This is a genomic window from Acinetobacter sp. CIP 102136 (genome assembly GCF_000369685.1).
GTDB lineage: Bacteria > Pseudomonadota > Gammaproteobacteria > Pseudomonadales > Moraxellaceae > Acinetobacter > Acinetobacter fasciculus.
The window spans coordinates 499,782-526,086 of sequence record NZ_KB850142.1 but is presented as its reverse complement, the minus strand read 5'-3'; the positions used below and the strand labels follow the sequence as shown (position 1 = coordinate 526,086).

Genomic DNA, 26,305 nt, shown 5'->3' with positions numbered 1-26,305 from the left:
GATCTAAAAAAACTACATGCAAAAATCGGTGAGCAGGCATTAGAAATTGATTTTTTAGAAGGTGTGTTGAAGAAACTGGGCCGCTTCAACCACAAAAGTTAATCGACGACTCACTTCAGATTTCAGTATCTAAGCAAGCTAAGCTACTGAAAGTCTCCCGTGGTTGTTATTACTATCGCCCAAAACCTGTGAGTGCATCAGATCTGAAGCTGATGCGCTGTATTGATGAATTACATATGCAATACCCTTTTGCAGGTAGCCGTATGATGCGTGATTTATTGAACCGTCAAGGACATCATATAGGACGACGTCATACACGTACTTTAATGAAAAAAATGGGCATTAATGCGTTATATCGTAAACCAAATCTAAGTCAGGCCAATCAAGCTCACCGTAAATATCCATATCTGCTCAAAGGATTGAATATTCAACGGAGTAATCAAGTGTGGGCAACGGATATAACATATATCCCTATGGCAAAAGGCTTTGTCTACTTATGTGCTGTGATTGATTGGTACAGCCGTAAGGTGCTTGCCCATAGCGTATCGATTAGTATGGAGGTTGCATTTTGTATAGAAACATTAAATGAAGCTATTGAAAAATATGGTCGACCTGAAATCTTTAATACAGACCAAGGCAGTCAATTTACCAGTGATGCGTTTATTGAAGTGTTAAAATCAAATGACATCCAAATCAGCATGGACGGTAAAGGTCGTTGGGTCGATAATGTGATGATTGAACGATTATGGCGGAGCGTTAAATATGAGGAGGTTTATCTCAAAGCCTACAGCAATGTTTTGGATGCGAAGAAGCAATTAAACGCATATTTTGAATTTTATAATTTGAAACGACCTCATTCGAGTCTGGACAAAATGACTCCAGATGAGTTTTACTATGACCAGCTACCACAACAAAATAAGGTAGCTTAACTAGAGCAGAATATCACTTATAAATAAGCTTTTAGTTGTTCAAACAAGTGGGACCACCTCTGTTCTCACGAGCAATTGTTGGATGGAAAGTATCTACACGGATGAATACAGATATGGTGCTCGATGCACTTGAGCAAGCATTACACGATCGAGGCATGCCAAAGAATGTGATTCATCATTCCGATAGAGGTGTTCAATATCTTTCTATTCGCTATACCAATCGTTTAGAAGCTGCAAATTTACGAGCATCAGTCGGTACAACTGGTGATTCATACGATAATGCTTTAGCTGAAACGGTGAATGGTTTATACAAAACTGAGGTGATTGAATATTTAAAAGCAGATTGGCAAGGTTTAGCAGATGTACAACTTGCGACACTAAACTGGGTAGATTGGTTCAATAAAAAGCGTGTACACAGTGCACTGGGTTATGTATCGCCTTTTGAGTTTGAAGCAATGTACTATGATAAGATTAACCCGTTAGGTCAGGTGGCCTAACTTAAATAAAAAAGTCTCCGACAAACCCGGTACGGTTCAAAATATCTTTCTCGCTCGTCTATTGCCTTTGCAAAAATGCAAAGTAAAACTCTTTTACAGTAAATAAAATCAATAACTTGCAATCATTAAAGTAGAGTCTGAAACAGTAAATTCAGGCTCCACTAAAAAGAAAATATCTTTCTCGCTTTGCCCTAAGCAACCAATCTAAGGATTCTAAATTCTAATTATTAATTTTTACTCGATGCACGTTTGCGTGTGTATTGCCTCGAATTTCAAAAGTTGGACTCGCGATAAAAGTTGTTCTGATAAAAATAGACTTAGTTGATTAACCAAATCTAGAGCCTGTAAAATTGCAATTAAATCAGCTAAGCGAACTGCAGCCACAAAAATTCTAGACACACATAACTATCTTTTTGGACTGCCAACACTCTCCTAGACAAATATCGTCTACTCTTTCTCCCGCTATTAGCCAAGTATTTTTAGTAAGCTTGCTGAGAAGAAATAGGAATCCCAGAAATATAAAAGCTAGGCATCTCACCTAGCCCTTGTTACTAACTATTAAGTTAAGACTTCTGCTCAATTTGCAATTGGTCATCACCACTAATCTGCGCTGTTACACTATAAGGAAGCTGTGCATTTACTTGCATCACTTGCTCGATATGCTCAATACGCTTTGAAATCACAGTATCAATATGGGTTTGCATCTGTTTCTTACTTTCTACAACTGATGCCACCACCACGTGACAACGCTCATTTAGACGCTTTAACTGCTCTGTTTTGAAGTCAAAATGTTTTGCCATTTCACGGTCAATACCACTCATGTAAAGTTTCCGACTATCCGAATCTTCAGGAAACTTATTCGCAATTTCTAGCATTTGCGGTACTTTAGAAAACATAAAGTCATCATTTTCCATGTCCTTACTTAAGTCGGCATACATGGTCTCGACTTTCTGAATTTGCTCTTGACTACCATTTTCAAGCAATACTAATCGTTCTTCAGCTAAGTGATTAACCTCTTTCAACATTTGCATCATTGACCCCTGCATTGCCTGAAAGCCTTTGCATCGTGCTTCTATCATCACTGCTTCAAGACGTGCATTCACTTCCATCAATTCAAGCTGAGCACTCTTTACTAGCTCTACACGCTCATTTTCTAACTTTGCAACCTCTACTTTATCAGGATTATAATTTGTGACTGTGGAGCTACTTGAAGAAGAGTATGAACTTCCATAATCACGATCACGGCCCCCAGTACCAGATGAAAAGTTACTTCCTAAAAAGCTACTAATAGCATTGCCAGCCCAACTACCAATCGAACTTAATATTCCCACAACTACCCCCTCTATTTTTGTAATGCTTTACGCATTTTAAATATCAACGTATTCACGTCCTTTTCTCGCTGGGCTAAAGCTTTACTATAGCTTTGCGCATCCTGTAAACAAGCTGCCAAGTTCTGTTGCTGTACTTTACGTAGTTCTTCACTCATGATCAGTACAACATCATCACGCTCAATAAGCTGTTCCTTAGCTAAAAAGTCTGTAATTTCATTGACTACACCTTGTTGCCAAACCTCACTAAAACGTATAAGCCAAATCTTTTGCGCCGTTGTTTGCGTATTGAAGATAACCTTTTCCAATTGTTGCATGAATTGATGAACAAGCTTGGTTAGCTCTTGTTCTTTTTCAAGCTTCTCCTGACGGTGTCCATTCGGTTGGAAAGCATAAGTCGTATGGATACCTAAACGCTTTTGCAAATAGAACTGATCTAATTCATTTTGATACTGCTCAATACATGGCAGCACATCTAGGACTGTTTGTTCATCTATGATTTTATTTAAGCCAGCATCCAACAAAGGTTGAATTTGTTTTAAAAGTGATAAACGCTCATTACGCCACTCAGCAAACCACTTTGTGATTTCTTCTGTTTCAATACTATTATCTAGGCCAATCTGTATTAAGTCTTGCTGATATTTATCTACCAGAATGAGATAGTCTTCTGCTGATTTGCGCAGAACACTCACCACCGTTTTCACAAAATCCAGTGACTCATCCAACCATTCCATTTCTTTCAATGTCTTGGTGCAAAGTGTTGCCGTATGTTCAGCAAGCAATTCAAAGCTTGGACGTGGTTGTTGTTCAATCTGTGCTAGTCCAAGCAATGTATTGGTCTGTTCTAGATTAAAAGAGATCTGCTGAGCTTCTGATAAAAGGTTAATTAAATGAGAGCGCAACGGCGTTAAACCTAGATCAAGACGTTTTTCAAGGTGTTGTAGTTGTGCTTCAAGCAACTGCTTTTCTTCAGCGGTTACATTGATACTTACAGGTAGCTTTTTATCTAGTTCTTGATTGAGTTCAACCGTATTTTTAACTAAGTCTAGGTGCTCATTTTCCCACTCATCAATACGGTTTAATAGGTTACTAATCCACTTCTGACTTGCTTGGTTATACTGCCAAACTGAATTTTGAATAACACTTAAATCATAGTGATTTAAGTCGATTCTATAGTCAAAATCCGATGTAAATACATTAATTGGTGCTGGTTTTGGTAACTCGGCAAATTTTGACTCTAACTCTACTAATTGCTTTTGTAATTGTATTCGCTTGTAGTAAGCATCGAAAATCCTGTTGTATTCATCACATTGCTGTTGAGCTTCATTTAAACGCTCTTGATAGTCATCATCATCTTCATCATGAATCTTTTCTAAGAAACATTCAAAATTTGGAATCCAATCTTGCTCAATAAAGAAATCTAAAATAACTTTAGCTTTTTCTTTCGTAGTTTTACGTGGGTTGTCTTTTGACAGATCATCTCTATCTAATACTTTTAATACTAGTAAAATTGCCGCATTACTTATTCTATCATCTCTCCTATTGACACTATAATTAAAGTTATTCTTCGAAAATTGATTTATGTAGAGAGGTGGTCCCACTTGTTTGAACAACTAAAAGCTTATTTATAAGTGATATTCTGCTCTAGTTAAGCTACCTTATTTTGTTGTGGTAGCTGGTCATAGTAAAACTCATCTGGAGTCATTTTGTCCAGACTCGAATGAGGTCGTTTCAAATTATAAAACTCAAAATATGCACTCAATTGCTTTTTCGCATCTGTGACACTGCTATAAGCTTTGAGATACACCTCTTCATATTTAACGCTCCGCCATAATCGTTCAACCATCACATTATCAATCCATCGACCTTTACCATCCATACTGATTTGAATGCCATTTGATTTCAATACATCAATAAATGCATCACTGGTGAACTGACTGCCTTGGTCTGTATTAAATATTTCAGGTGATCCATATTTTTCAATTGCTTCATTTAAAGCCGAAATACAAAAATCCACCTCCATACTAATCGATACCCTATGCGCAAGTACCTTGCGGCTATGCCAATCAATCACAGCACATAAATAAACAAAGCCTTTTGCCATAGGGATATACGTTATATCCGTACACCACACTTGATTACTGCGCTGAATAGCCAATCCTTTGAGCAGATATGGATATTTACGGTGAGCTTGATTGGCCTGACTTAGATTTGGTTTACGATATAACGCATTAATGCCCATTTTCTTCATTAAAGTACGTGTATGACGTCGTCCTATATGATGTCCTTGACGATTCAATAAATCACGCATCATACGGCTACCTGCAAAAGGGTATTGCATATGTAACTCATCCATACAGCGCATCAGCTTCAGATCTGATTCACTCACAGGTTTTGGGCGATAGTAATAACAACCACGGGAGACTTTCAGCAGCTTAGCTTGCTTAGATACTGAAATCTGAAGTGAGTCATCGATTAACTTTTGTGGTTGAAGCGGCCCAGTTTCTTCAACACACCTTCTAAAAAATCAATTTCTAATGCCTGCTCACCGATTTTTGCATGTAGTTTTTTTAGATCGATGGGTGGTTCTGTTGGAGCTTTTGATTGATCGAAAGCTTGCGAGGAAGCTGAAATCAGTTGATTTTTCCAGTCAATAATTTGGTTTTGATGAACATCAAATTCAGCACTCAATTCAGCAAGTGTTTTTTCTGCTTTAATCGCAGCAAGTGCTACCTTAGCTTTAAAGTCATTTGAATGATTTCTTCTTGGTCTACGTGTCATAAAATACTCCATATATTGATGTTTATAACATCATTTGGGGAGCAAAATATCACTTATAAGTGTTGTTCAAATTTCCTGATCCACCTCTGTAGTAAAGATGATAGTTTCTGTCTGATGCATAATTACCAAAATTGCTAAAATAGCCACATAAATTAACTTCATTTATCCCTCTAAATATTTTAGGTAAATTGAATTGATTAACTATCGTTTTATTACAAAAACCATAATCATTACACCCAATCTCATGAAGTTGTTTCCACTGTCCTACTTGTATGTTATTTGGCGCATATTTTTTTTTAGTATCTTGCCACGATTCCATTAAGCAATGAGGCATAAACTCAAAATTAGGGAATAAGATTCCCGTACGTTTATCAAAAACAATTTCACGTTTATTTTTGAATCCATACCAATCCTGCTGGCTAATTGCCTCCAACAAAATTTGCTCAGCACCTTCCTCAAAGTTTTCCAACTCAGGTTCTAATTGCTCTAATTTTGATTGTGCTTGTTTTAGCAAAGACTGTTGTTTTGCTTTTTCCAATTGAAGTTGATTAAGATGTTCCACAACCTCTGGGGAACTTTTATCAAAAAGCTTAAATTGCAGCTCTTTAAGCTGTTCTAGTAACGCTGCTTTTTGGTATTCTAAACCTTCTCGTTCACTATAGTTAATTTTAGAAATCGTATTCACATTACCCCCTCACATTTAAACTTTTCTTAAAAAATCTTTTGCTCTTTGCTCACCAGCACATCATAAATAATATGAGCAAACTGCCTCATCTTCGCTGGATCATTCATTAGCTGTATCATTTGCTCCATATGGGCGGCATTGCTATCCAGGATAGCGTCATCAAGTACTGTATCAAATTCACCTAACAGCGCTTGTTCACATGGATTATTGTGAATTTGAGTATCATACGAGTGTTCTGTGACATCTTGCTCACGTAGCATCTGTAACAATACAGTGTGAGTTTACTTAGATACTCAAGGTATTTAACACCATAGGCAACAATCTAAGGAATAAACTCATAACAACGATGGTAAATTTTTCCTAACTCTTTAAATATCTCCAAGGCTTCATGAGCTTCCTTTACTAATGCTGAAACTTCCTTTTCAGCATTAGTAAAAAGTACAGGCTTATGAATACTCTTAGCAATCTATAATGACTCTATTTATATGCACTTTAAGATTTAGTTATATATAAATCAGTCTTGAAATTCTCTTCACTTCTTACACATAGATTCGTCTCTTGTCGTTTTACCCACAACAATTGTTTTTGGAAACTTTCATTAAATGGAAAATCCCTGTCTTCTTTCACTTTTGGCCACTCAATGTATTTTATCTGCCAGAATCCAACTCCTTGATCTAATCGAAGCTCAATTTTCTTCCCAGATTTCAATCTAAAAAGTAAAAATCTCGCATGATCAATTTTTGAGTCGGGTATCTGCAAATTCAGCTTCTGAGATAACTGATCTTCAAAATAATTTATAAAGAAACTATCAAATACTTCACGCTTGCTAAAATCTGAATATAATTTTTCATCTTGTATTTGTTTGTTTCTAAAACAAGTTGTTATCGTTAATCGAGGGCGAATACCTAATAATTTCTTTATTCCTTTTAACAAACTGGTTATCAGAATAATATTTGCTGGAGATTGCAAATATCGATCTGAATATTCTATTTCTATAACCTCATCATTCACCAAATCGTGTAGCTTAGATATTGGTAAAACTTTAGCCCAAAATTTTTCAGCAAAATCATTTACTGATTCACCATCAAAATCTTTACCAACTTTGATTTGTTGAAACTCATTTTCATAAGATTCAATAGCTTTAAAATCAAAACTAAATTTTTGTAATTGCAACTCTGGGGAAGTAATTGATTTATAGCTTGGGCTTTGACCCTCCAACCAGAACTCATTAAAACAACTTACTTCTGCCGACTGATTGTATAAGGTGATTACTTTCTCCTGACTTACAATCTGAGCATACAAATATTCAGGGGTAATATTGCTATTTACCGTGAATGAAATACCGATTTTTTCCAACGCCAACATTTCTTGCTGTATTTGTGGTGTCAAACTCATATCTAATGAGACCACCCCCACTAGCTTCATATTACTATTCAAAAATTTAAATAGTTTTTTTCTGATTGCAGTACACAAAACATCCCAATCTTCACTATTACCGGTGAGGTTGAATGTGATTTGTGTTGCACCATGATTTACATATTGCTCAATGATCGAAAATGGAGTACCGGCGATAAAATCTGTATTAGCAATTGGAGAATCTAAGTAAGTTAAAAAATCATCTCCTAACCATGCCAATGCCAATGTACGATCTAAGTTTTCAATGTCATGTCTTGTTTGAGTATCGAGCAAGCATTTGCCACAAACTGAATTACAACTATCATCTACACACTGCAGTTTTTCTATGAGTAATCTTAAAACCTCAGTAATATAATTGACCGCTGTAGTAGAAAAACCAGCACCGCCACTTAGATCATCAAAAATTTGTAAAACTAAAACTGCTTTATCATCAATTTTCTTAACTTTTATTCCATAACCCAATTCATGAGCAGCAATACCCAATTTAGTCGCTATTGCCTGACGTAAAGCCACAACCAATGTGGTCGCAATGATTGTACCTTCTTCAGATTTTAAAATGTATTCATTACGAGTCGGATGTTTTAAAACTATTTCTAATACATCTGTTTTAATTTGACAGCCTAAATGAATATTAGATTTAACGACGCTTGAACCACCGCAATCAGGTCGCTTAAATTTATCACCATCTTTTTGAGCTTTAAGTGCCTTATGTGGACGATCTGGAGTTAAGGTACTTGGGAACTTCGCTTCACCATCATAACTTTCTTCCATTGAATCGGCTCGACCACACTGCATACAAATGGCAAACCCTGTACCGTTCAAACCTGAACTATATTGAAATACATGCCCATTTGGATCTACATTTAAATATCCCAAATTAGCATGTGGCAATGACCAACTTAAAGCCGTTTCTGAAAGACCTACCCAAGGTATCTGAACAGGAATATATTTTTGCGTAGTAACATCATTATTAGGTTTATCATAAAAATCGACACTAAACCCATTCGGACGTAATACCTTTTTAACATCTTTAATAATTTCGCCACATTCAATATTTGTACATATCAACTGCTCTTCATTCGACAAAACACCCGATGTTAGCCCTGTCTGACCACAGTGATGACACATCCAAGCATAATCAAATTTCTGTGGTTTCTTGTCATGTTCATTATGAATATTTTGCCATGCAAGTGATATCCCTCTCGATGTATAGACACGACCATCAACAATAACTTCTGCACCTGGTGCATATTCACGTATAGCAATAGCAATATTGCGGCTTGGTAAACCTTTTACTCGTGATAAATTATCCTCGCGATCAAGGCGACTTTCCAAATCCTTTGTTTTTCTGTTCTTTGAAAGCTTATCCCAACGATCTTTCTCTAGCTTATTCGTATTATCAAAGGTAATCACATCTGTTGGGAAACCATAACTTGGCAAAAAGTTACGCATCGCTAGCTCAGATAATAAATATGCTTGGGTTAAACGGTATTTTTCGCATGTTAATCGATAGAGATAACTGCTATTAGGATTCCTAGCTAGTTCTTGTTGATACTCTCTTTCAATGATGACATATTCTTCCAACCATTCTATCTTGAGTTCTCGGATTTTTGTCACACAAGCATCTATGATTTCTGCATTATCAATATCTTTTAATGCTGTGCCTTTTTTCAAAAATTCTAATACTTGTTGATAATCCTTTACTGCTTTGCCCACTAACCATTTTTCAAAGGTGTCGCAAATTGAATCAGATTGACCATCTTGTTTAAGATAAAACCATTTCAAATCTAGTTTAGGTCGATCAATATCAGTCTCCCCTATTTCTTTGATTAAAAATATGGCAAGTAACTGTGCATTGATATGTCTCTGAATCAACCGTTGTGAATTAAAGCTCACATGAGGTGCCTGAATTGCTGTGTTATAAGCCCATAATGGTTGCTTAAACACTTGCTGATCGTGTGGATTATTTTTACAAATAGTATAAGAAATAGCACGTGATTGACTACCACGTCCTGCTCGCCCTGTACGTTGTAAATAATTGGCAGGATGTGGAGGAACATTGTTCATAACCACTGTTGATATCCCTCCAATATCAACACCCATTTCCATGGTTGTCGAACAATTTAAGACATTAACCTTACCTGCCTTAAAGTAAGTTTCATATTGCTTGAGTAAATTTGCTGACTGCTGTGCAGAATGTTCTGCTGTACGATAGAAGAAACCTCCCAATACTGCGCTATCTGATAGGTCTGTCCATAAATTTAATGATCTGAGCTTACCAACGTTTGAATCACCATGTATCTCTATCAAATTTTCAGGATCAAACTGCCACAGCTTTGGAAAAGCCATTTCTTCTGTTTTATATTTATCAATATTGTGCGGCAAACTGATTGGTAAATAAGGCGTGAACCCTTTGAATGTAGTATCCATCAAGCGATGCGTAATTGGGCATAAAAAGACTTTATCCACCAAACTAAAAGTTAATTTTTCCTTTTTAAGATGATATTTTGAATTCCCAGCTTCAACTAGAAATTCAGCTTTTAATACTTGCCATGCTTTTTTTAGCCAATCATCAGCCATATTTCGATGTGCTTGCAAGCTTAAATCTAATTTTGCACCTAACACTAAAAGTTTGACTATGCGGTGATTTTTAGACACTGATGCCAGTGGCCATGCCAAAATACTATTATTTTTCGAACCATCATCTCTGTGTTTAAATTGATCTGCTAGTTCAAAACTCACAACGTGCTTAGGACGTACACGTCCGCCTAACCATTGTTGCCAATCATCTGCAAGATCAATCACTGTATTCTCACGAATATAGTAATCTAGAACAACTTTAATAAAATCTTGCCAATCTTGATTACCTAAGCCAGATTCTTTCCAATAGTTCGGCAGATCATTTAAGTTGTTTAACCCCTGATAACTAACTTTTACCAATCCCAAAGTTTCTAAGCTATTGGCATTTTTAGGTCGACGTGAAAACTCGCGTGTTAGTAACATCTGTGCCAGTTTAAGTGGTCCGGCATCATCAAAAATATCACCTGCGATATGACGATTTGCGAGTAAAATACCATTTTGGAAATCAAAATCTTTTGCTAAGACTCGATATAGCTCTTCCCAACTTATTTCGGGTAGCACTACTGGGGCTTTATTATTCATAAAACCATCTAATTCTTTTTGAAATAGATTAATTAAAAAGTCATTTCCTGATTTTTCTGCTTCTTCTACCTTCTGACGTAAAAATACCTCCGTCGGATCCATAGTTATAGTTTGTGCTTTTGTATGTTGTATTAAAGCTTTAAGTACAGCACCACGTAAGCGCGACCGTTCTGCTTCTTGTTGCATTTTGACAGATAAACGCGCAGTGCCTTGACGACTATCCGTAAAGGTAATTAAGCGCTTGCCCTTAGCTGGCATGTCCCATGGTGTGCAGTCTTTTAGATCTTTGAATTCACCTGCAAAAAATTCTGGATCATTAAAATTTTTGCTTGCTTCATCAATCTCATCCTGATCAATATCTGGACAATATTGTAAAAGATGTGGAACAGTTTGTGTAATATAGTAAGGTGCACCTAAGATCGCACGTCTGAATGGTAAGTCATATTTTGTTCCCTTCGAACCACATTCAGGATTGTTACATTCAACTGGATCACCGCTGTTATGAGGCTCAAAATAATGCACATTTAACGCATTTTTAGAAATTTGCCCAAGTTTTAAATTATCTAGATTCAGTTGTTGTCGACGATAGTTTTTCTCTTTATTTTCATTTGCAGAAAATACCACTAAACGATTCTTTATAGCATTTTTAAATTCACGTTCTTCTTGCTCTTCCGTTTCATTATCAATAAGTAATGCAAATTCATCTTCAACTTCAACAGTCCATTGTTTAAGAACATCTTCCCTACCCAATAAACCTAATAAATGTGGTTCCTTACAACTCTTACAGAACGTTAATTCCAATACAGGTGCTCCACACGCACAGTTTTCTTGATGTGTCGCATAGACCTGGCCAAAGCTCCAGTTTTTTAGATCTTCAGTTTTTTGATCACATTTATCATTTATACAACTCCACAATCCATGAGTTACACGTTGATAATAGTTAACTCGAATCTTGAGAAAAGCTTGTTCCGTACTAGAAGGTTTTGTAAAGGTTAATAGATCTAACCATTTTAAAATCTCTTGTTGAGATAGCTGAAAATCTTTTTCTAGTGTTTTTTTGAATAAATCTTTTAGTGTCAAAGCACGTTCTGAGCAAATACATTCACGTAAAGTCAGTGCGATTGGGTGTCCAGACAGTTTATGATAACGCTCAAAAGAAATTTCTTGTCCTTCATCAATAGACACTAATTCATCAAAAGACAGAAGATTACTCTCTACCGAAGCTAATGGAGGTACTTCACGTTGACCACCAATCACCAAAATATTCTCAATACTTTGACCTGAAATCTCTGATAAAAATTGTTTCAGTTTTTCTTCCGCATCTGCACCTGCAATCGTTGCAGATGTTGCGACAAAACGAACGTCTTTTGCTTCTACACCAAATGCATGTAGAACACGACGTAGTTGCATCGCAAGTTCAGCTGCTTGTGAGCCTATATAACTATGAGCTTCATCCAATACGATCCAACGCAATTTTCCTTGAGATTTTTGCAAAATAGGCGCATCGATTTGGCGCACCATCATATATTCCAACATGGTGCCATTTGTCACCAAAATAGGAGCTGGATTTGATCTTAGTTCTTCACGTGTGAATACTTGATTCGGATGAAGATTTTGTTCTCCAGTTTTCTGTGATTTATGCTCTGGTGTATTACCATTATATAAACAGTAACGAATAGCATTCGATGGTAGGAAATGCCGCGTCCAAGCATCTAAACGTTCTTGTTGTGAGTTAATCAGTGCATTGAGTGGATATAAAAACAATGCATGCACACCAGTTAAGGATTGCCCTGCTTGAATAAATTCTTCATACAAGTCATTTAGAATGGGCACCATAAAACATTCCGTCTTACCTGAACCCGTTCCTGAAGTCACAACAATCGATTTTTTATCTTCTAACAAAGAATTCCAGCTCTGTAATTGATGTACATAAGGTTGATAGTTACGATTAAACCGATATGCGCCGTTTTCTTTATGATCTAAAGCATCAATCACATTTGCATGAAGTAATTCACCACCCAAATCTTCTAAAGTAGGCTGACCTTTCTTCCATGCAAACATCTGTTCAATTACAGGTGAAGATAAAAATGATTGATCTTCACCCACAGCTTGAGACATCTGCTGTTCTAGAACATTACGTAGTTCAGGATGCGAGATACCCAATATACTCAGTGTAGCTTCTTTATTTTTTTGAATACTTTCTTGTGTTAAAGAACTAAAATATTTATACATTGTTACTTCGCTTCTAAAATTAAATATTTAACAATTGAACTAAAAATTTGATTAAACCATTGCTCATCAAATGCAATGATTTGCTTAAGTTGCAATATATCGTAGGCACTCAATTGCAGTTTAGAATGATGCTTAACGTTCATATATGCTAAACAAAATGGTAAATAGACCACATCTTTATTCCACTGACTTGCCAATTGACAACTAAAAGGGAGCTTCTGCATACAGTCAAAGTAAGCCCATTTATTCTGCGAAAGTGCCGTTGGCCACGCTTGATCTTCTGTTGCACTATGATTTCGTTGCAACATACGTTGATACTCAGAGTTTTCTAAACCACCTATAAAGTTACCTTCAAATATCCAGTCATTTAAAAAGTGAAAATTAAACTCAGGCCCAAATGAACGTTGATTGCTCAAATAGAATGTATGAAATGATTCAGCCAATAAAGGAGTAAAATTCTTCAATCTTTTTAAGATATTTTCTGCCTTTGCTCGACCATATGTTCCATCATCCATCAGAATTTTCTGCCAATACTGAATCAATTGGTTGATTGCATTCTGCCATGATGAAACTGGGATTAAATACCACAATACTGATAATTCAGTTTCAAAACGTCGTAAAAGATCAAGAGACAAATCAAGTTTAAATACTGAAATAGCCAATTGATCATAATTTGCAGCTAGCCCCTTTAACACTTCAAAAGTATTTAAAGGCAAATGCTCATAATTATGTAATAAAGCTTTCACATGTTCCCAAAACACCTCATTATTTTCATAATTTACTGTACGTATAAACTGCTTAATCGATAGTTTATTCTGACCAAAATTACGTGTTGCTTCGGTCAATTCATCTATTTCAGTATCTTCAGGATAGTTAAATTCTGGAATAAGCTTGGCTCTAAACAATGTAGAATCTTTTACGGGTATTAATAAATACGGTGCAAGACTCATATCCAATTCAGGAAGTTGAAAAGCTTGCTCAACCCATTCTTTTTTCTCAATTAAATCTAAAGATGTAACTTGCGGTTGCACTAATGACATAGCTTGTGGCTTAAAAGATAAAGAAGCTTTGTCATTATAATAAGCCTTAATATTTTTACCCCAATTAAGCTGATGCGCATAATGGCGGATGTTCCATTTTTTTTCGCTGTGATGATAGCTAACGGTGCATTCAACAAAACTATCTAAATCATCATCTAAGGCCAAAACGCCTTTCACATCTTCGACTAGCTCATATAAATTAATAGAAGAAATGCCTTGTTTAACCTTTATTTTCTTACGATAAAAAGGGACATCATACCCCTGATTTTTTTTTGTTTTTAAAACAATATCAAAATTCAACTTAGCCGCGCGGTCATAGGAGTACACTTGCAGTTCGGTATTCAATAAGTCGTGAATTACTAAATCTTTTGATGTTACTTCTTTCTGCTCATTAATCAGTTTAAAGCCTCTTGCGGGGAACGGAACAGTAACAATACACTCTCCACCAAATTTAAAGGTTATTTTTAAGTTTAATGCTAAAGGTACAACTGCACATTCCACTTGGCATTTATACGATATTCCAGTCTTTTCATAGACTAAGCTTGAATGAAGATTCAAGACTTCAATTTGAATTTCTGCATCTGATTCAATATCAAGTATAGCTTGATTAAGTACAGCACCTGCTCTTACATTCACTTCAAAATGTTTTGGTAAAACAATTACTCTCTTTTTTAATAGACTTTCACCCTGTCTATTTTTTAAAGTTAGCATCTGTTCTCCAAGTAACCGATGCAAAGGGATACTTTCAATCGGCTCTTTGCCGCAAAATAAAGTATGTGTACCAAATGTTTTTAATACTGGTTTTCCTGTGAATGCTAAACTGGGTGAAGTTTGTAATGCGCTGATATTATTTGTTCTAAATAATAACTGTTCAAATTCAACTTGAGAGTGACCGCATTTAATGAAAATTTGATCACCATCTTGTGTCAGAATCCGTTGTTGGCCACTAATTTTATACAGATCAAATGCTAAAAATTGTCCTATATACTGTGGTGAGTCTTCTGATTCTGTATGGATAAACTTTGCGCCAGCCGGCAAACTAAGCAAGACTTCAGATGCCTTGGTTTTTAGCGCACCTTGTGCAATATACTTTGGTTTATCCTGTATTTCAAAAGCTACAGGTAAAGTTTCAAAATCTAGGGAACTGTCTTCTAATTCCTTATAGCTAAGTACTACCCCATCTACCTCTAGACACAAATATAAGGTTTCATTGCAGGATTGTCGGCGAATGTCTTTTGAAAACCCTCGGTTAATTTCTGCAATGACTTGTTGGCTCCCTTGCAAAGAAAGATAAGCAATGCATAAAAAGTGGCTTTTATTATTCAAGCCTTCTTTAATCACCAAATGACCCCGTGTTCGAAGTAACTCAGTGTTCTCTTTCAATGTAAAAGAAAGTTCTTCAGGCAAATAAACCGTACTAAATAGCTCTCTAAAATCCTCAGACAAGCTATGTGTACATTTGAAAGCCTGGCGTAATTGGTGATGTTTAGAAATTTCTTCAGTGGTAGATTTAAATAAATGCCTTAAGAAATCATCTACAATGGTTTGATCTTCATCAATTGGCAATGGAAATTCTTTACGCCAACTCCTTGATTCTTGATCTAAAATGGTAATTGGATCTTGCTGTACATTTAATCCATACTTTTCCACTTTTTCGATGATTAATTTTACAATATCAATTACTAAAGATAATGTCTCATCATGCTCAAATGCTTGGGGCAGCGTTTTTAATTCTTGCTGAATTTCAGCTCTTAATTCATCAATATCATATTTATTGTTTAAATATAATGAGGTCACTTTTTGAAAAATCGAAATATAGCGATTGCCATCCTCTTTTAACAGGCGTGCCGGGAACCCACCCTCTTTAAAAATCGAACCCAGGTAGTTATTGGCTTTACTATATTTTATAATCGGGCGCTTCCAGAATCTCAGCCCTTTAATTACAACTTCATTTCTGGTATTTACGGGTAAATCGACGATATTTAATGCAGTTAAAATCGGATCCCATGTCCATTTTGCAGTATATTCACGTCTAAACCACTCGGCAGCATACAGTGTGAACAACCTTGCCCATTCATCGCCTATACGGTTTAAATTTTGAAATGGGAAACTTTTTTTAAGAATGTTTTCAATTTCTTTAAATTCACCAACTGATAATTGATATTGATAAAGTACCCGCCCATCAGCAGATGTTAATCCTCGTGTTGTTAATATCTGCTCTAAATATTTTCTTGGACTAAAATTTAAATTGCTCATTATTAAAACACTCGAATTTTAAATATTAAAATACTCATCACTATCATATTCAATACGTTACTTTTAAAATGATTAATTAAGCCTATTGATTAATCACTCAAATAATATGAACGTATCATTTCCCCTTTAACACAATTAAAAAAAATGCCTCGTCCCCTCGAGGCATTTTTTGTTCAAACTTCTTTCTTTTTACGCGTCTTTTTAGCAGGCTTACTCGCTTCCCGTTCTGCCTTAATTTTAGCAAGCAAACTTTCAGCACTGTTTATGCCTGTAATAAGCTCTTGATGTTGTTCACGCCACTCTGCTGTCAATTCACCACTAAAGGCTTTAGCTAAAATAGACTGAGTGAGCAAATTCACACGTTTTTGGGCTGATAGGACTGTTTCTTCTATTTTAAAAGAATGCTTAAACAGCTTTTCAACTGTTTGAATAATCATGTCCTGATATTTAATCTCAGGTACTCGTAATTGTAGTCCCTTAATAGAAGCTTGATTTATCGTATTTTGTCCCGCACTCGTAGATAAGCTATTCACAAGGTAATCACGCCCTGAGCCCTCATTGGCAATGTATAATAAGTACTCAGGCAACAATTTCTGTTGATCAATACGTAACCGAATAAAATGATCACAATAGGCTTCATCTTTTTCATTATCTTTATGCAGTATGAATTTACCTGCAATATCTACACTGCCATTTACACGGACAACCAAAATATCATTCTGAAGTAGCTTATATTTTAGTAACTCTTTTTCGGTCAAAAGTATTGATCTTTCATTACCAAAAACACGTTGGGCATCTTTAAAATCAGCTAATCGTAGAACCGTGACTTCATTTCCACTGTCACCCTTACGCTTAGAAAGCCCATTTCCTGAATCTAAAATTAGAGATTCCAATTTCAAGAATCCTAAACTAGAAAAATCCTGATTAATTAATTTACCACTCACCGCATCCGCCAAAACTGACTGACGGAATTTTTTAAGAATGGCAGGAATAGCATCTAAACGGGCTTTAATTTGCTCGACTTGAGCAAACATCACATCAAGCTGACGAACGATTTCTTGTTGTTCGGCTAAAGGAGGGTAAGGAAATCTACAATCTCTAATCCTAAACAAAGCTAGTTTAGGTTGACCACTTGACGTCACTTTGTCATCAAATTGATCTATAGCTATTTGACTATTCAACACATACTTTAAATAAGGTCTTTCAATTCCTTGCAAATTACAAATTTTTGCAGCATTTTCAGTTAAGTTTGCCCCATCTAAGCAATCAGGAATGCTCCCTACTAAACCAATTGTTCCAGCGATACTTATATATAGGTCATCTATTGAAATAATATAGAGAGGTGGATCAGGAAATTTGAACAACACTTATAAGTGATATTTTGCTCCCCAAATGATGTTATAAACATCAATATATGGAGTATTTTATGACACGTAGACCAAGAAGAAATCATTCAAATGACTTTAAAGCTAAGGTAGCACTTGCTGCGATTAAAGCAGAAAAAACACTTGCTGAATTGAGTGCTGAATTTGATGTTCATCAAAACCAAATTATTGACTGGAAAAATCAACTGATTTCAGCTTCCTCGCAAGCTTTCGATCAATCAAAAGCTCCAACAGAACCACCCATCGATCTAAAAAAACTACATGCAAAAATCGGTGAGCAGGCATTAGAAATTGATTTTTTAGAAGGTGTGTTGAAGAAACTGGGCCGCTTCAACCACAAAAGTTAATCGACGACTCACTTCAGATTTCAGTATCTAAGCAAGCTAAGCTGCTGAAAGTCTCCCGTGGTTGTTATTATTATCGCCCAAAACCTGTTAGCTCATCAGATCTGAAGCTGATGCGATGTATTGATGAATTACATATGCAATATCCTTTTGCAGGCAGTCGTATGATGCGTGATTTGTTGAATCGTCAAGGGCATCATATAGGACGACGTCATACACGTACTTTAATGAAGAAAATGGGTATTCAGGCGTTATATTGCAAACCAAATTTAAGCCAGGCTAATCAAGCTCACCGTAAATATCCATATCTGCTCAAAGGGTTGGCTATTCTGCGCAGTAATCAAGTGTGGTCTACGGATATAACGTATATTCCTATGGCAAAAGGCTTTGTTTATTTATGTGCTGTGATTGATTGGCATAGCCGCAAGGTACTTGCGCATAGGGTATCGATTAGTATGGATGTGGATTTTTGTATTTCGGTTTTAAATGAAGCGATTGAAAAATATGGATCACCTGAAATATTGAATACAGACCAAGGCAGTCAGTTCACCAGTGATGCATTTATTGATGTATTGAAATCAAATGGCATTCAAATCAGTATGGATGGTAAAGGTCGATGGATTGATAATGTGATGGTTGAACGATTATGGCGGAGCGTTAAATATGAAGAGGTGTATCTCAAAGCTTATAGCAGTGTCACAGATGCGAAAAAGCAATTGAGTGCATATTTTGAGTTTTATAATTTGAAACGACCTCATTCGAGTCTGGACAAAATGACTCCAGATGAGTTTTACTATGACCAGCTACCACAACAAAATAAGGTAGCTTAACTAGAGCAGAATATCACTTATAAATAAGCTTTTAGTTGTTCAAACAAGTGGGACCACCTCTATAGTTACTAATATGTTGATAAGTTTCTTCATCTATATAACGTAAATCACTTAGATCAACACTTCCATTACCCATATCAGTTACACGGATATAAGGATGCTTTGTCTTTTCAGATGAAAAGGTTTTTCCCTTTGGAAGACGTTTCCCTCCCTTAACTTCAGCAACCTTTTCAATCGGTAAAGATAACCATTCAACAGGCAAATTATCTAAACTCATGCCTGTTCCTCAGCGTTCAAACCTAGTGCATCTGCTAATAGCTGTTTTTGTGTATTGGCTTCATCAGTTTGACCTAATGCTTTCATTAAGGCATCTAACTCAACCAAAGCCTGAGTCAGTTCAGACATTGCTTCACTTGCCAACACATGCGGTTCAGGTAAGTTCGCTGCATCCACGGCGTCATTGTCTTTTAACCATGAAATATCTAAAGAATCGCCTTTTTGTTCTTTAATCCATTCACGACTAAACTTACGCCAACGGCTGTTCTCAAGTGTTTGCTCTTGGCTCTCTTCTGTTAAAGACCATTCACCCTCTGCACGTACTGATAAACCTTTCGGGTCAGCGCCGTAGACCGTTTCAAAGCCTTTCAAATGCGCTTCGGTAAATGGCGTGCGCTTACCAAAACTTGGCATATTAGTACGTAGGTCATATACCCATGTCTCAGTCGTACAGTTTTCATCTTGTAGCGGATTGACTTCTGTTCCTTTGGTAAAGAACAACACATTGGTTTTTACGCCTTGCGCGTAGAAAATCCCTGTCGGCAAACGCAAAATCGTATGCACATTACATTTGTTCATCAGGTCCTGACGAATTGCTGTACCCTGTCCAGCTTCAAACAGCACGTTATCTGGTAAGACCACGGCGGCACGACCACCTGGTTTTAAGTTCTTATAAATATGCTGTAAAAATGCCAATTGCTTATTTGAAGTGTTAAATGGCAAATCATCACGGGTAATACTTGCTTCACCACCTTTAGACGTACCAAATGGCGGATTGGCTAAAATCACATCAGCTTTTGGCAAAGCCTGCCCTACAGGACCAAGCGAGTTACCCAGTTTAATTGCCCCCTGCTCACCACCAATATCATGCAACAAACAGTTCATTTGTGCTAAACGGCGCGTATTCGGTACAAGCTCTACACCAACAAAAGCATCTAAAGTATAGAATTGAGTTTCTTGTTCAGTCAGTGAATATAAATCATGGTGCTGTCGTATATACGCATCCGCAGCAATTAAAAAGCCCGCCGTACCGCATGCAGGATCTTGAATCACTTCACTTGGCTTTGGTTGCATACAATTTACTATAGAGTTAATCAATGGACGTGGAGTAAAGTACTGACCTGCCCCTGATTTGGTTTCGGTCGCATTCTTCTCAAGCAAGCCCTCATACAAATCACCTAGTCCATCCGCTTTAATGCTAAACCAGTCCAGCTTGTCAAATTCATTGATCAGTTGCTGTAAATGGCGAGGTTCACGTAAACGGGTTTGAGCATTGGCATAAATTGATGCAATCAGCTCATTCTGATTTTGAGACAAGTCCAAGAGCATTTGCTTATAGAAGTTTAATAGCTCAATGCCGTTATGATCTTTAAAATGTGACCATTTATATTGTTCAGGATAAATCTTGGCGAGTGTAGAAAACTCGTCATCCAGCTCATCAACCATTTTGACAAAGAGCAGCATCACCAGTTCAGACACATAATCGCTATAGTTAATCCCGTCATCCTTCAATACATCGCAAAGATTCCAGAGTTTTTGGACAATATCATTTTGTGTCATGTGCTGCACTTCATCAGAAAATGTGAAAAATATAGAAATTTTATTACAGGTGAATTGTAGCAGTTAAGAGGCCTGCCACAACCCGTCATGGATATCATCGACCAGTTTTTCAACGTCGCTATCAAGTAACTTACTCAAGCGTTTAACCCCACCGTCTTTAGCAAACTGATGGTGAATCATATTCTTGTCAACCACCACCTCTTTGGCAATAAACAGGGTTAAACGTGCCAACCATTGCTTTTGATCCTCAGTCCAAGCACGCTGCTGTAGAATCTTGTTTAGACCTCGCTGATAACGTTCTTCCACCGATGAGATTTCTTCACCCAATGTTGAACGGCGAATCATAGAGATGATCTGTGAAGCATATGTTTGATTTGACTCATTGCCACCTAGTGCCTGGGTCAGCTTGCTTGGGGTAAAGCCCTTGCTAGTCAACAAGTTTTCCAGTTCTCGCAACTGCTCACGAGTCAGATCTGATGGTCGTGTAACAACCGCTTTAATCGCAGCATTGTCATTGACTGCCGTTTTCACAAAGTTATCGAAATGTTGTAAGTAGTCTTCAGGCTTTTGATGCGCCGTGTCAATTTTACGCTCTACAAACTCATCCTGTTCATTGGAAATAATCGGTAAGTCTAGACTGCCTAAAGAACTGCGGACTTCGCTCAAACGCGCTTCCAGAATTGCGCTGTTCTGTTTGAGCCAAGTGCCAAGATCATTGACACCTTTAGCACGTAACATCTGAGGCAACTGATTTGACTCAACCTTGAAGTTTTCTTTGATTTTTCCAAGTGCCTCACGTAACTTCACTTGATCAGGATGATGCTTGAACTTCTCAGCCTTACCTAAAATACGGGTGATTTTTTGAATAAATTCGTCTAAAACGATATCGGCCTGTGTACGTTTGACTTCATCAATACAAGGAACATCGATTGCCTTGGCTTTCTTCATCAATTCAGGATCACTTAACTCACGAATGAGCTGATCAATACTGATATTTGGACGTACTACAATCGGTTGCATCGTATTCACTGCTTGCAAGGTCGCAAAGATATCTACGGCATCGTATATACGAAATTCTGTTTTACCAATATCAGGGCATAACCGGGTTGCACGACCGAGCATCTGTTCAAACAGCACCCTTGAACGTACTTTACGCATAAACACCAGATTGCCAATCTTAGGTACATCAATACCTGTGGTCAGCAAATCTACTGTCACTGCGATATTTGGGAACTTGTTCTTTTTATAGCTTTCAATCAGGTCATCAGGTTTATCTGAATTGCCGGTAATTTTAGCAACAGCATCGGCATTCCATTCCTTGCCATATTTCTCCCTAAACATTTGGTTGAGTAATAACACAACCTGATCTGCATGACGGTCAGTCACACAGAAAATCATGGTTTTTTCATCACCAAGTGGGTTTAAATCTTCCACTAAAGCCTGACAAATGACTTTGTTAAAATCCGGAGCAATCACACGGCGGTTAAAGTCTGCCACATCAAATGCCATGTCATCCTGTAGCAATGCCGTGGACTTTTGCCCTGGTGCGTTGGTCATCACATTGACAGATGTTCCTTCAGGAATCTGGATGCCTGCCTGGCTTAGCTTGGTGATGTAGCGAATCGGTTTGTCATAGTTGACCAGATAGCCTTCCTCTACGGCGCGAGTGAAGCTATAGGTAAATACCGGCTTACCAAAAATCTCGGTGGTATGCAGCGCTGGAGTTGCGGTTAAACCAATCAGAGTTGCATCAAAGTATTCCAACACCCGCTTATAGGTAGATAAATACTGTGCTTCATCACGAATGGTTTCTTCACCTTCGGTCATTTCTTTATCTAAGGTATAACCACGATGCGCTTCATCAATGATAATGCAGTCAAAGAAATCAATCGGCAGTGGCGAATCAGTGTTAAATAGTCGGTACACTAGACTTTGTACGGTTGCCACCTGTACATGAATGTTGCTGTCAGATTCAACCCCTAAATCTGCAATGGTATAAATTTGAGCCAGCGTATGCCCTTGCTCAATCACTTCCGACTCAAAAGCTTTAAAAGCTTGTGTACCTAAAGATGAACGGTCAACCAGAAAAAGTACCCGTTGAAAGCGTTTACTTTTCAATAGACGATACATAAGTCCGGTGGCTAAACGGGTTTTACCCGTACCTGTTGCCATGGCCAACAAAGTGCGCTCTCGACATTGTGCAATAGCACGTTCAACGGCTTTAATCCCTTCACGCTGATAAGGACGGTCATTGAATGGCAAGATGTCCGTCTCTTCCAAATATTCATCTGCCACCACAATATTCTGTTCGAGCTTATGTTTCAAACCTTCTGGGGAATGAAAGCCATGCAGAGGCTTACTGATATTGGATGGATGCCGAACATCACGGAACCAAATGCCGCTTTCATCGATTAGACGGTTTGAGTATTTTTTGCCATTACATGAATATAGGAAAGGAATATGAAAGGACTTTTTCTCAGAAGACCACGGCGCGCCGTCGTATGGCTTCTGCATGTCAGCATCAAATTGAAAACCTTGTGAATAGCGTTCCGCCTGACGAATATAATGACTGACAGTCTTATTCCGCTTCTTAGCTTCAACGACTGCAACAGGAATCAAGCCATGAAACAGAACATAGTCAGCAAATCCATCCTCACCATCTAGCAGAGTTGGATATTCTGCAATCGCAAGATTTAGACCTTTCTGTGGGCGGACACCGTTGCTATACGTTATAACCTGTGTATCTGCTTCCCACCCTGCAAGCTGAAGTTGACGATCAATCAGCTCACGTGTTTCCGCCTCTGAAAGCTCAAAGGATTCATTTGCAACGTCTAATTGTGCCTCTTCAAGAACAGTTTCTGATATTGGCTGAGACTGCTGTTGTTCCAGTTCTTTTACTTTTGCTGCCAGTGCTGCTAATTGTGCTTTAAGCGCTTGTGCTTCGGTTTCTTGTTGCTGTTTAAGCTTTAAGTTCTCAGCTTCGAGTTCCGCATTTTTATGCTGAATGTCTTGATTCACTGCGTGCTTATCTTTAGCTGTCCGCAACTGCTGTTGAAGCTCCATAAGCTCAAAACGCATGCGCCGTGCTTCAAGCGTTGGATCGACAGGTGCTTGAAATTCTGGAAAGGCTTTGATTTCTTTTTTTGTGAGCGTGTACAGCCACTGTGCCACTTTATAGGACAGGCGAAGTGAAGTCAGTGCATCAGTATGGTTAGTCTCTGTATCATGTGCACCTTTATTGCCATTGATACGTAAAGTATGCAGAACAGAGACAAAGTCCGCTTTCAGCTTGAGCCTATTTTCCAGTAAACGGATACGGGAGAGAAAATCCGCCTGCTCAGGCACTTCAAGCTGATTGGCTTGGGCTACTTTATTTACTAGCGCTTCAGCAAATTTTCGGGTCTGTACAAGTGTATGTGCTGGTGCTGTGTAATATGCCGCTTCTGCACTGACCAATAAAGCATGCATCAAAGGATCTACATCCTTTAAGAAATCAAACTGAGACTCAGTCAAATTCATCATATTTTTTGCAACTATCTGTATTTTATTATGCTTTTATAAAAAGCTACCCCTTCAACGTAGCATATCAGTTCACGTTATTTTTATTAAGAAAAATCTTTTGTACATAAGTCTAATTCAGGATTAAAAAACCACCCGAAGGTGGTTAAATAAATTACCAATAGTTTTTATCCCATAAGCGCCAATTGTCAGCACCTAATCGTTTGTTAGCTTCATCTTTTAAGAACCATAAAAAATTGTTGTAATTTTCCGGATCTTTCATAAGACATCCAGCACTGAACTGATGACAATTATCAACTAAAACATGATAGTTCCGTATAATGCCAACCATAGATTCTGCAAAATCAGCAACCTCATCACAACCTACCGGCCATTCCCCTTCACATGAAACATAAATTTCATTGCCTGTAGTAATTCCTGAAATGAATTGTTGTGGGCTTATAATCTCAATATAACCATGGCGATTTAAATGAACAATTCTATTATCACCAATATAAATACCAGAATGTTCAGCAAGCTTACGACCTGCTGTTAAATCACAATAGACTACAGACCCTCTAACAGGAGTAACTTTTCCTTTTATTAAATCAATTACGTATTCACCGGCATTTTTAGCTGTATGAAGTCCAACTAAGCCCATAACTGTTGGGGTTGTTACTGCTGTTGTTTTAGTAGCAATTACAGCAGCGGAAGTAACCAACCCTGTCGATCCAGCTATTGTCGCCCCTGTTACTGTCGCAATTGTCGTTAAGGGATTCTCAACAGCAAAGTCTAATGCTGTACTTGCAGTATTACTAACAAAATCGATAGTTGAGCTTGTGACATCACCCACTGTATCAACAGCTGAACCAGCCAGGTCACCAATCACCTCTACGGTAGAACTCGCAGCATCTGACACAATATCTACCGTTGTACTTGCAACTTCTCCAACTGCGTCAGTAATTGAGCAGGCAGCATCAGCGATAGTGCTACAAGCATCTGAAATAAAATCAAATAACCCCATATTCCCCTCACTATTCTTTTTACTTATTTATCATTAGAATACACTCATTCCACTCTGAGCTGGCTCCCATTTTCTTCCTCCACCCATCGTTAACGTGGCACAGTTATAAGCATCCTGTAAAAAACCACGACGTGCAGGCTCAGTAAATCCAGTCTGAGCAATCAAAGTCTCTCGAAGTGGATGATGACTGGTAATCAAATACTCATTACGCTTATGCAAACGTTCTAATAAGTTCACTGAGGGTAATCGATCAAACTTCCCTTGCTGACCACGATTACATGAAGGACATGCCAGCACTAAGTTTGCCACGCCATTGATAGGCTTTTGAATATTACACTCACGTAATCTATGTGGGAAAAAATGATCTACATCTGCGGAATGTTCAAATAGCTGTTCGATTGCGATTGGTGCAAAACAGTAGAAACAGCGACTCTTTTGATAACCGTTTAACGCTGATTTTGCTGAGGTGACATTTACCCGTCTTATTTTATTATTTGCAACCAAGATTCCTTGATCATCATGTTCAATCTGAACCAAATGCTTAGGTAAATTCATATCCCAAGCCGTTTCAACTAACCGCCATCTCGCTTCAGTTTCATCAACGAGATCACTTGCATTCTGCGCTTCAAATAACTGAAACACTTCGTCAGTGAGAATGATGCCCCCATGTGTTTTTCGGGCATCTATGAAAAATCTTTTTGGTAATTCCTGGCCATGTACATTATGAAAAGCATCAATTACATTGGCAAAGCCATACTGCACGGTTTTTGCAATCAAAGTCTGTTGATCGATCTCCCCTGCGTTATAAGAACGGCAAAAATCCAAAAACCGGCTTGAGCTCGATGTAGCTTGCTTATCAACAAACTTGAGGTGTTCACAAATATGTTGGCTGAAAGGTTCTGCTAATTGATCGAGAGTAATAATGGTATTACCTTCAGCTTTGAGATCATAAAGTGATTTGGCTAAAGCAAATTTATAGGATGCAACATTACGCCCAAATAGAATGACTGCTCGCCAATAGTTTTCAAGAGACGGTTCAATCTCATAAAACTCAGACATAAA

At 37.5% G+C, this 26,305-nt stretch carries 13 protein-coding genes and 3 pseudogenes; 3 read left to right on the top strand and 13 right to left on the bottom strand.

The window, feature by feature from the left end; genetic code table 11:
• Together F893_RS07925 and F893_RS07920 are read left to right on the top strand one after the other, a co-directional pair.
• A pseudogene (locus F893_RS07925) lies at positions 1 to 929 on the top strand (IS3 family transposase); the annotation flags it as partial.
• A 59-nt stretch (positions 930 to 988) separates the two neighbouring features.
• Positions 989 to 1,426: pseudogene (locus tag F893_RS07920) on the top strand (DDE-type integrase/transposase/recombinase); the annotation flags it as partial.
• A 563-nt stretch (positions 1,427 to 1,989) separates the two neighbouring features.
• Here F893_RS07920 and F893_RS07915 read toward each other — a convergent pair.
• The 8 genes and pseudogenes from F893_RS07915 to F893_RS17855 all read right to left on the bottom strand — a co-directional run bounded on the left by F893_RS07915 (position 1,990) and on the right by F893_RS17855 (position 17,693).
• Positions 1,990 to 2,757, bottom strand: a complete 768-nt coding sequence (locus F893_RS07915) for a hypothetical protein (protein WP_005251396.1) — start codon at positions 2,755 to 2,757, stop codon at positions 1,990 to 1,992.
• Positions 2,758 to 2,768: 11 nt separating this feature from the next.
• Positions 2,769 to 4,367 carry a hypothetical protein gene (locus F893_RS07910; protein WP_212749304.1) on the bottom strand — a complete coding sequence of 533 codons (1,599 nt, stop codon included), beginning with the start codon at positions 4,365 to 4,367 and terminating at the stop codon, positions 2,769 to 2,771.
• 35 nt (positions 4,368 to 4,402) lie between these two features.
• A protein-coding gene (locus tag F893_RS17405) for an IS3 family transposase (RefSeq protein ID WP_227554019.1) occupies positions 4,403 to 5,535 on the bottom strand; the annotation gives its coding sequence in 2 pieces (ribosomal slippage) (positions 4,403 to 5,283 and positions 5,283 to 5,535; 1,134 coding nt in all).
• A 49-nt stretch (positions 5,536 to 5,584) separates the two neighbouring features.
• Positions 5,585 to 6,220 carry a coiled-coil domain-containing protein gene (locus F893_RS17860; protein ID WP_005251392.1) on the bottom strand — a complete coding sequence of 212 codons (636 nt, stop codon included), beginning with the start codon at positions 6,218 to 6,220 and terminating at the stop codon, positions 5,585 to 5,587.
• A 26-nt stretch (positions 6,221 to 6,246) separates the two neighbouring features.
• Positions 6,247 to 6,467 (bottom strand): annotated as a pseudogene (locus F893_RS18470) (hypothetical protein); the annotation flags it as partial.
• Positions 6,468 to 6,712: 245 nt separating this feature from the next.
• Positions 6,713 to 13,030: a DEAD/DEAH box helicase gene (locus F893_RS07885; RefSeq protein WP_005251388.1), complete on the bottom strand. Its 6,318-nt coding sequence runs from the start codon at positions 13,028 to 13,030 to the stop codon at positions 6,713 to 6,715.
• Between the two features lie 2 nt (positions 13,031 to 13,032).
• Positions 13,033 to 16,326, bottom strand: a complete 3,294-nt coding sequence (locus F893_RS07880; protein ID WP_005251380.1) for an STY4851/ECs_5259 family protein — start codon at positions 16,324 to 16,326, stop codon at positions 13,033 to 13,035.
• Positions 16,327 to 16,499: 173 nt separating this feature from the next.
• The gene (locus F893_RS17855; RefSeq protein ID WP_005251378.1) at positions 16,500 to 17,693 is read right to left on the bottom strand and encodes a restriction endonuclease subunit S; all 1,194 of its coding nucleotides are present in this window, start codon (positions 17,691 to 17,693) and stop codon (positions 16,500 to 16,502) included.
• Between the two features lie 47 nt (positions 17,694 to 17,740).
• Here F893_RS17855 and F893_RS17395 point away from each other — a divergent pair.
• A protein-coding gene (locus F893_RS17395) for an IS3 family transposase (RefSeq protein WP_155757257.1) occupies positions 17,741 to 18,885 on the top strand; the annotation gives its coding sequence in 2 pieces (ribosomal slippage) (positions 17,741 to 18,005 and positions 18,005 to 18,885; 1,146 coding nt in all).
• A gap of 31 nt (positions 18,886 to 18,916) precedes the next feature.
• Here F893_RS17395 and F893_RS07860 read toward each other — a convergent pair.
• From F893_RS07860 to F893_RS07840, 5 genes are all read right to left on the bottom strand, one after another.
• Positions 18,917 to 19,162: a restriction endonuclease subunit S domain-containing protein gene (locus tag F893_RS07860; protein ID WP_005251376.1), complete on the bottom strand. Its 246-nt coding sequence runs from the start codon at positions 19,160 to 19,162 to the stop codon at positions 18,917 to 18,919.
• Positions 19,159 to 20,721: a class I SAM-dependent DNA methyltransferase gene (locus F893_RS07855; RefSeq protein ID WP_005251373.1), complete on the bottom strand. Its 1,563-nt coding sequence runs from the start codon at positions 20,719 to 20,721 to the stop codon at positions 19,159 to 19,161. The genes F893_RS07860 and F893_RS07855 overlap by 4 nt, the downstream gene beginning before the upstream one ends.
• A 63-nt stretch (positions 20,722 to 20,784) precedes the next feature.
• Positions 20,785 to 24,243, bottom strand: a complete 3,459-nt coding sequence (hsdR, locus tag F893_RS07850; protein WP_005251371.1) for a type I restriction-modification system endonuclease — start codon at positions 24,241 to 24,243, stop codon at positions 20,785 to 20,787.
• Positions 24,244 to 24,394: 151 nt separating this feature from the next.
• Positions 24,395 to 25,243, bottom strand: coding sequence for a lecithin retinol acyltransferase family protein (locus F893_RS18265; protein WP_005251369.1), 849 nt, complete (start codon positions 25,241 to 25,243; stop codon positions 24,395 to 24,397).
• Positions 25,244 to 25,276: 33 nt separating this feature from the next.
• A complete protein-coding gene (locus tag F893_RS07840) occupies positions 25,277 to 26,302 on the bottom strand; it encodes an HNH endonuclease domain-containing protein (protein ID WP_005251367.1) in 1,026 nt (341 codons plus the stop codon).
• Between the last annotated feature and the right edge of the window lie 3 nt (positions 26,303 to 26,305).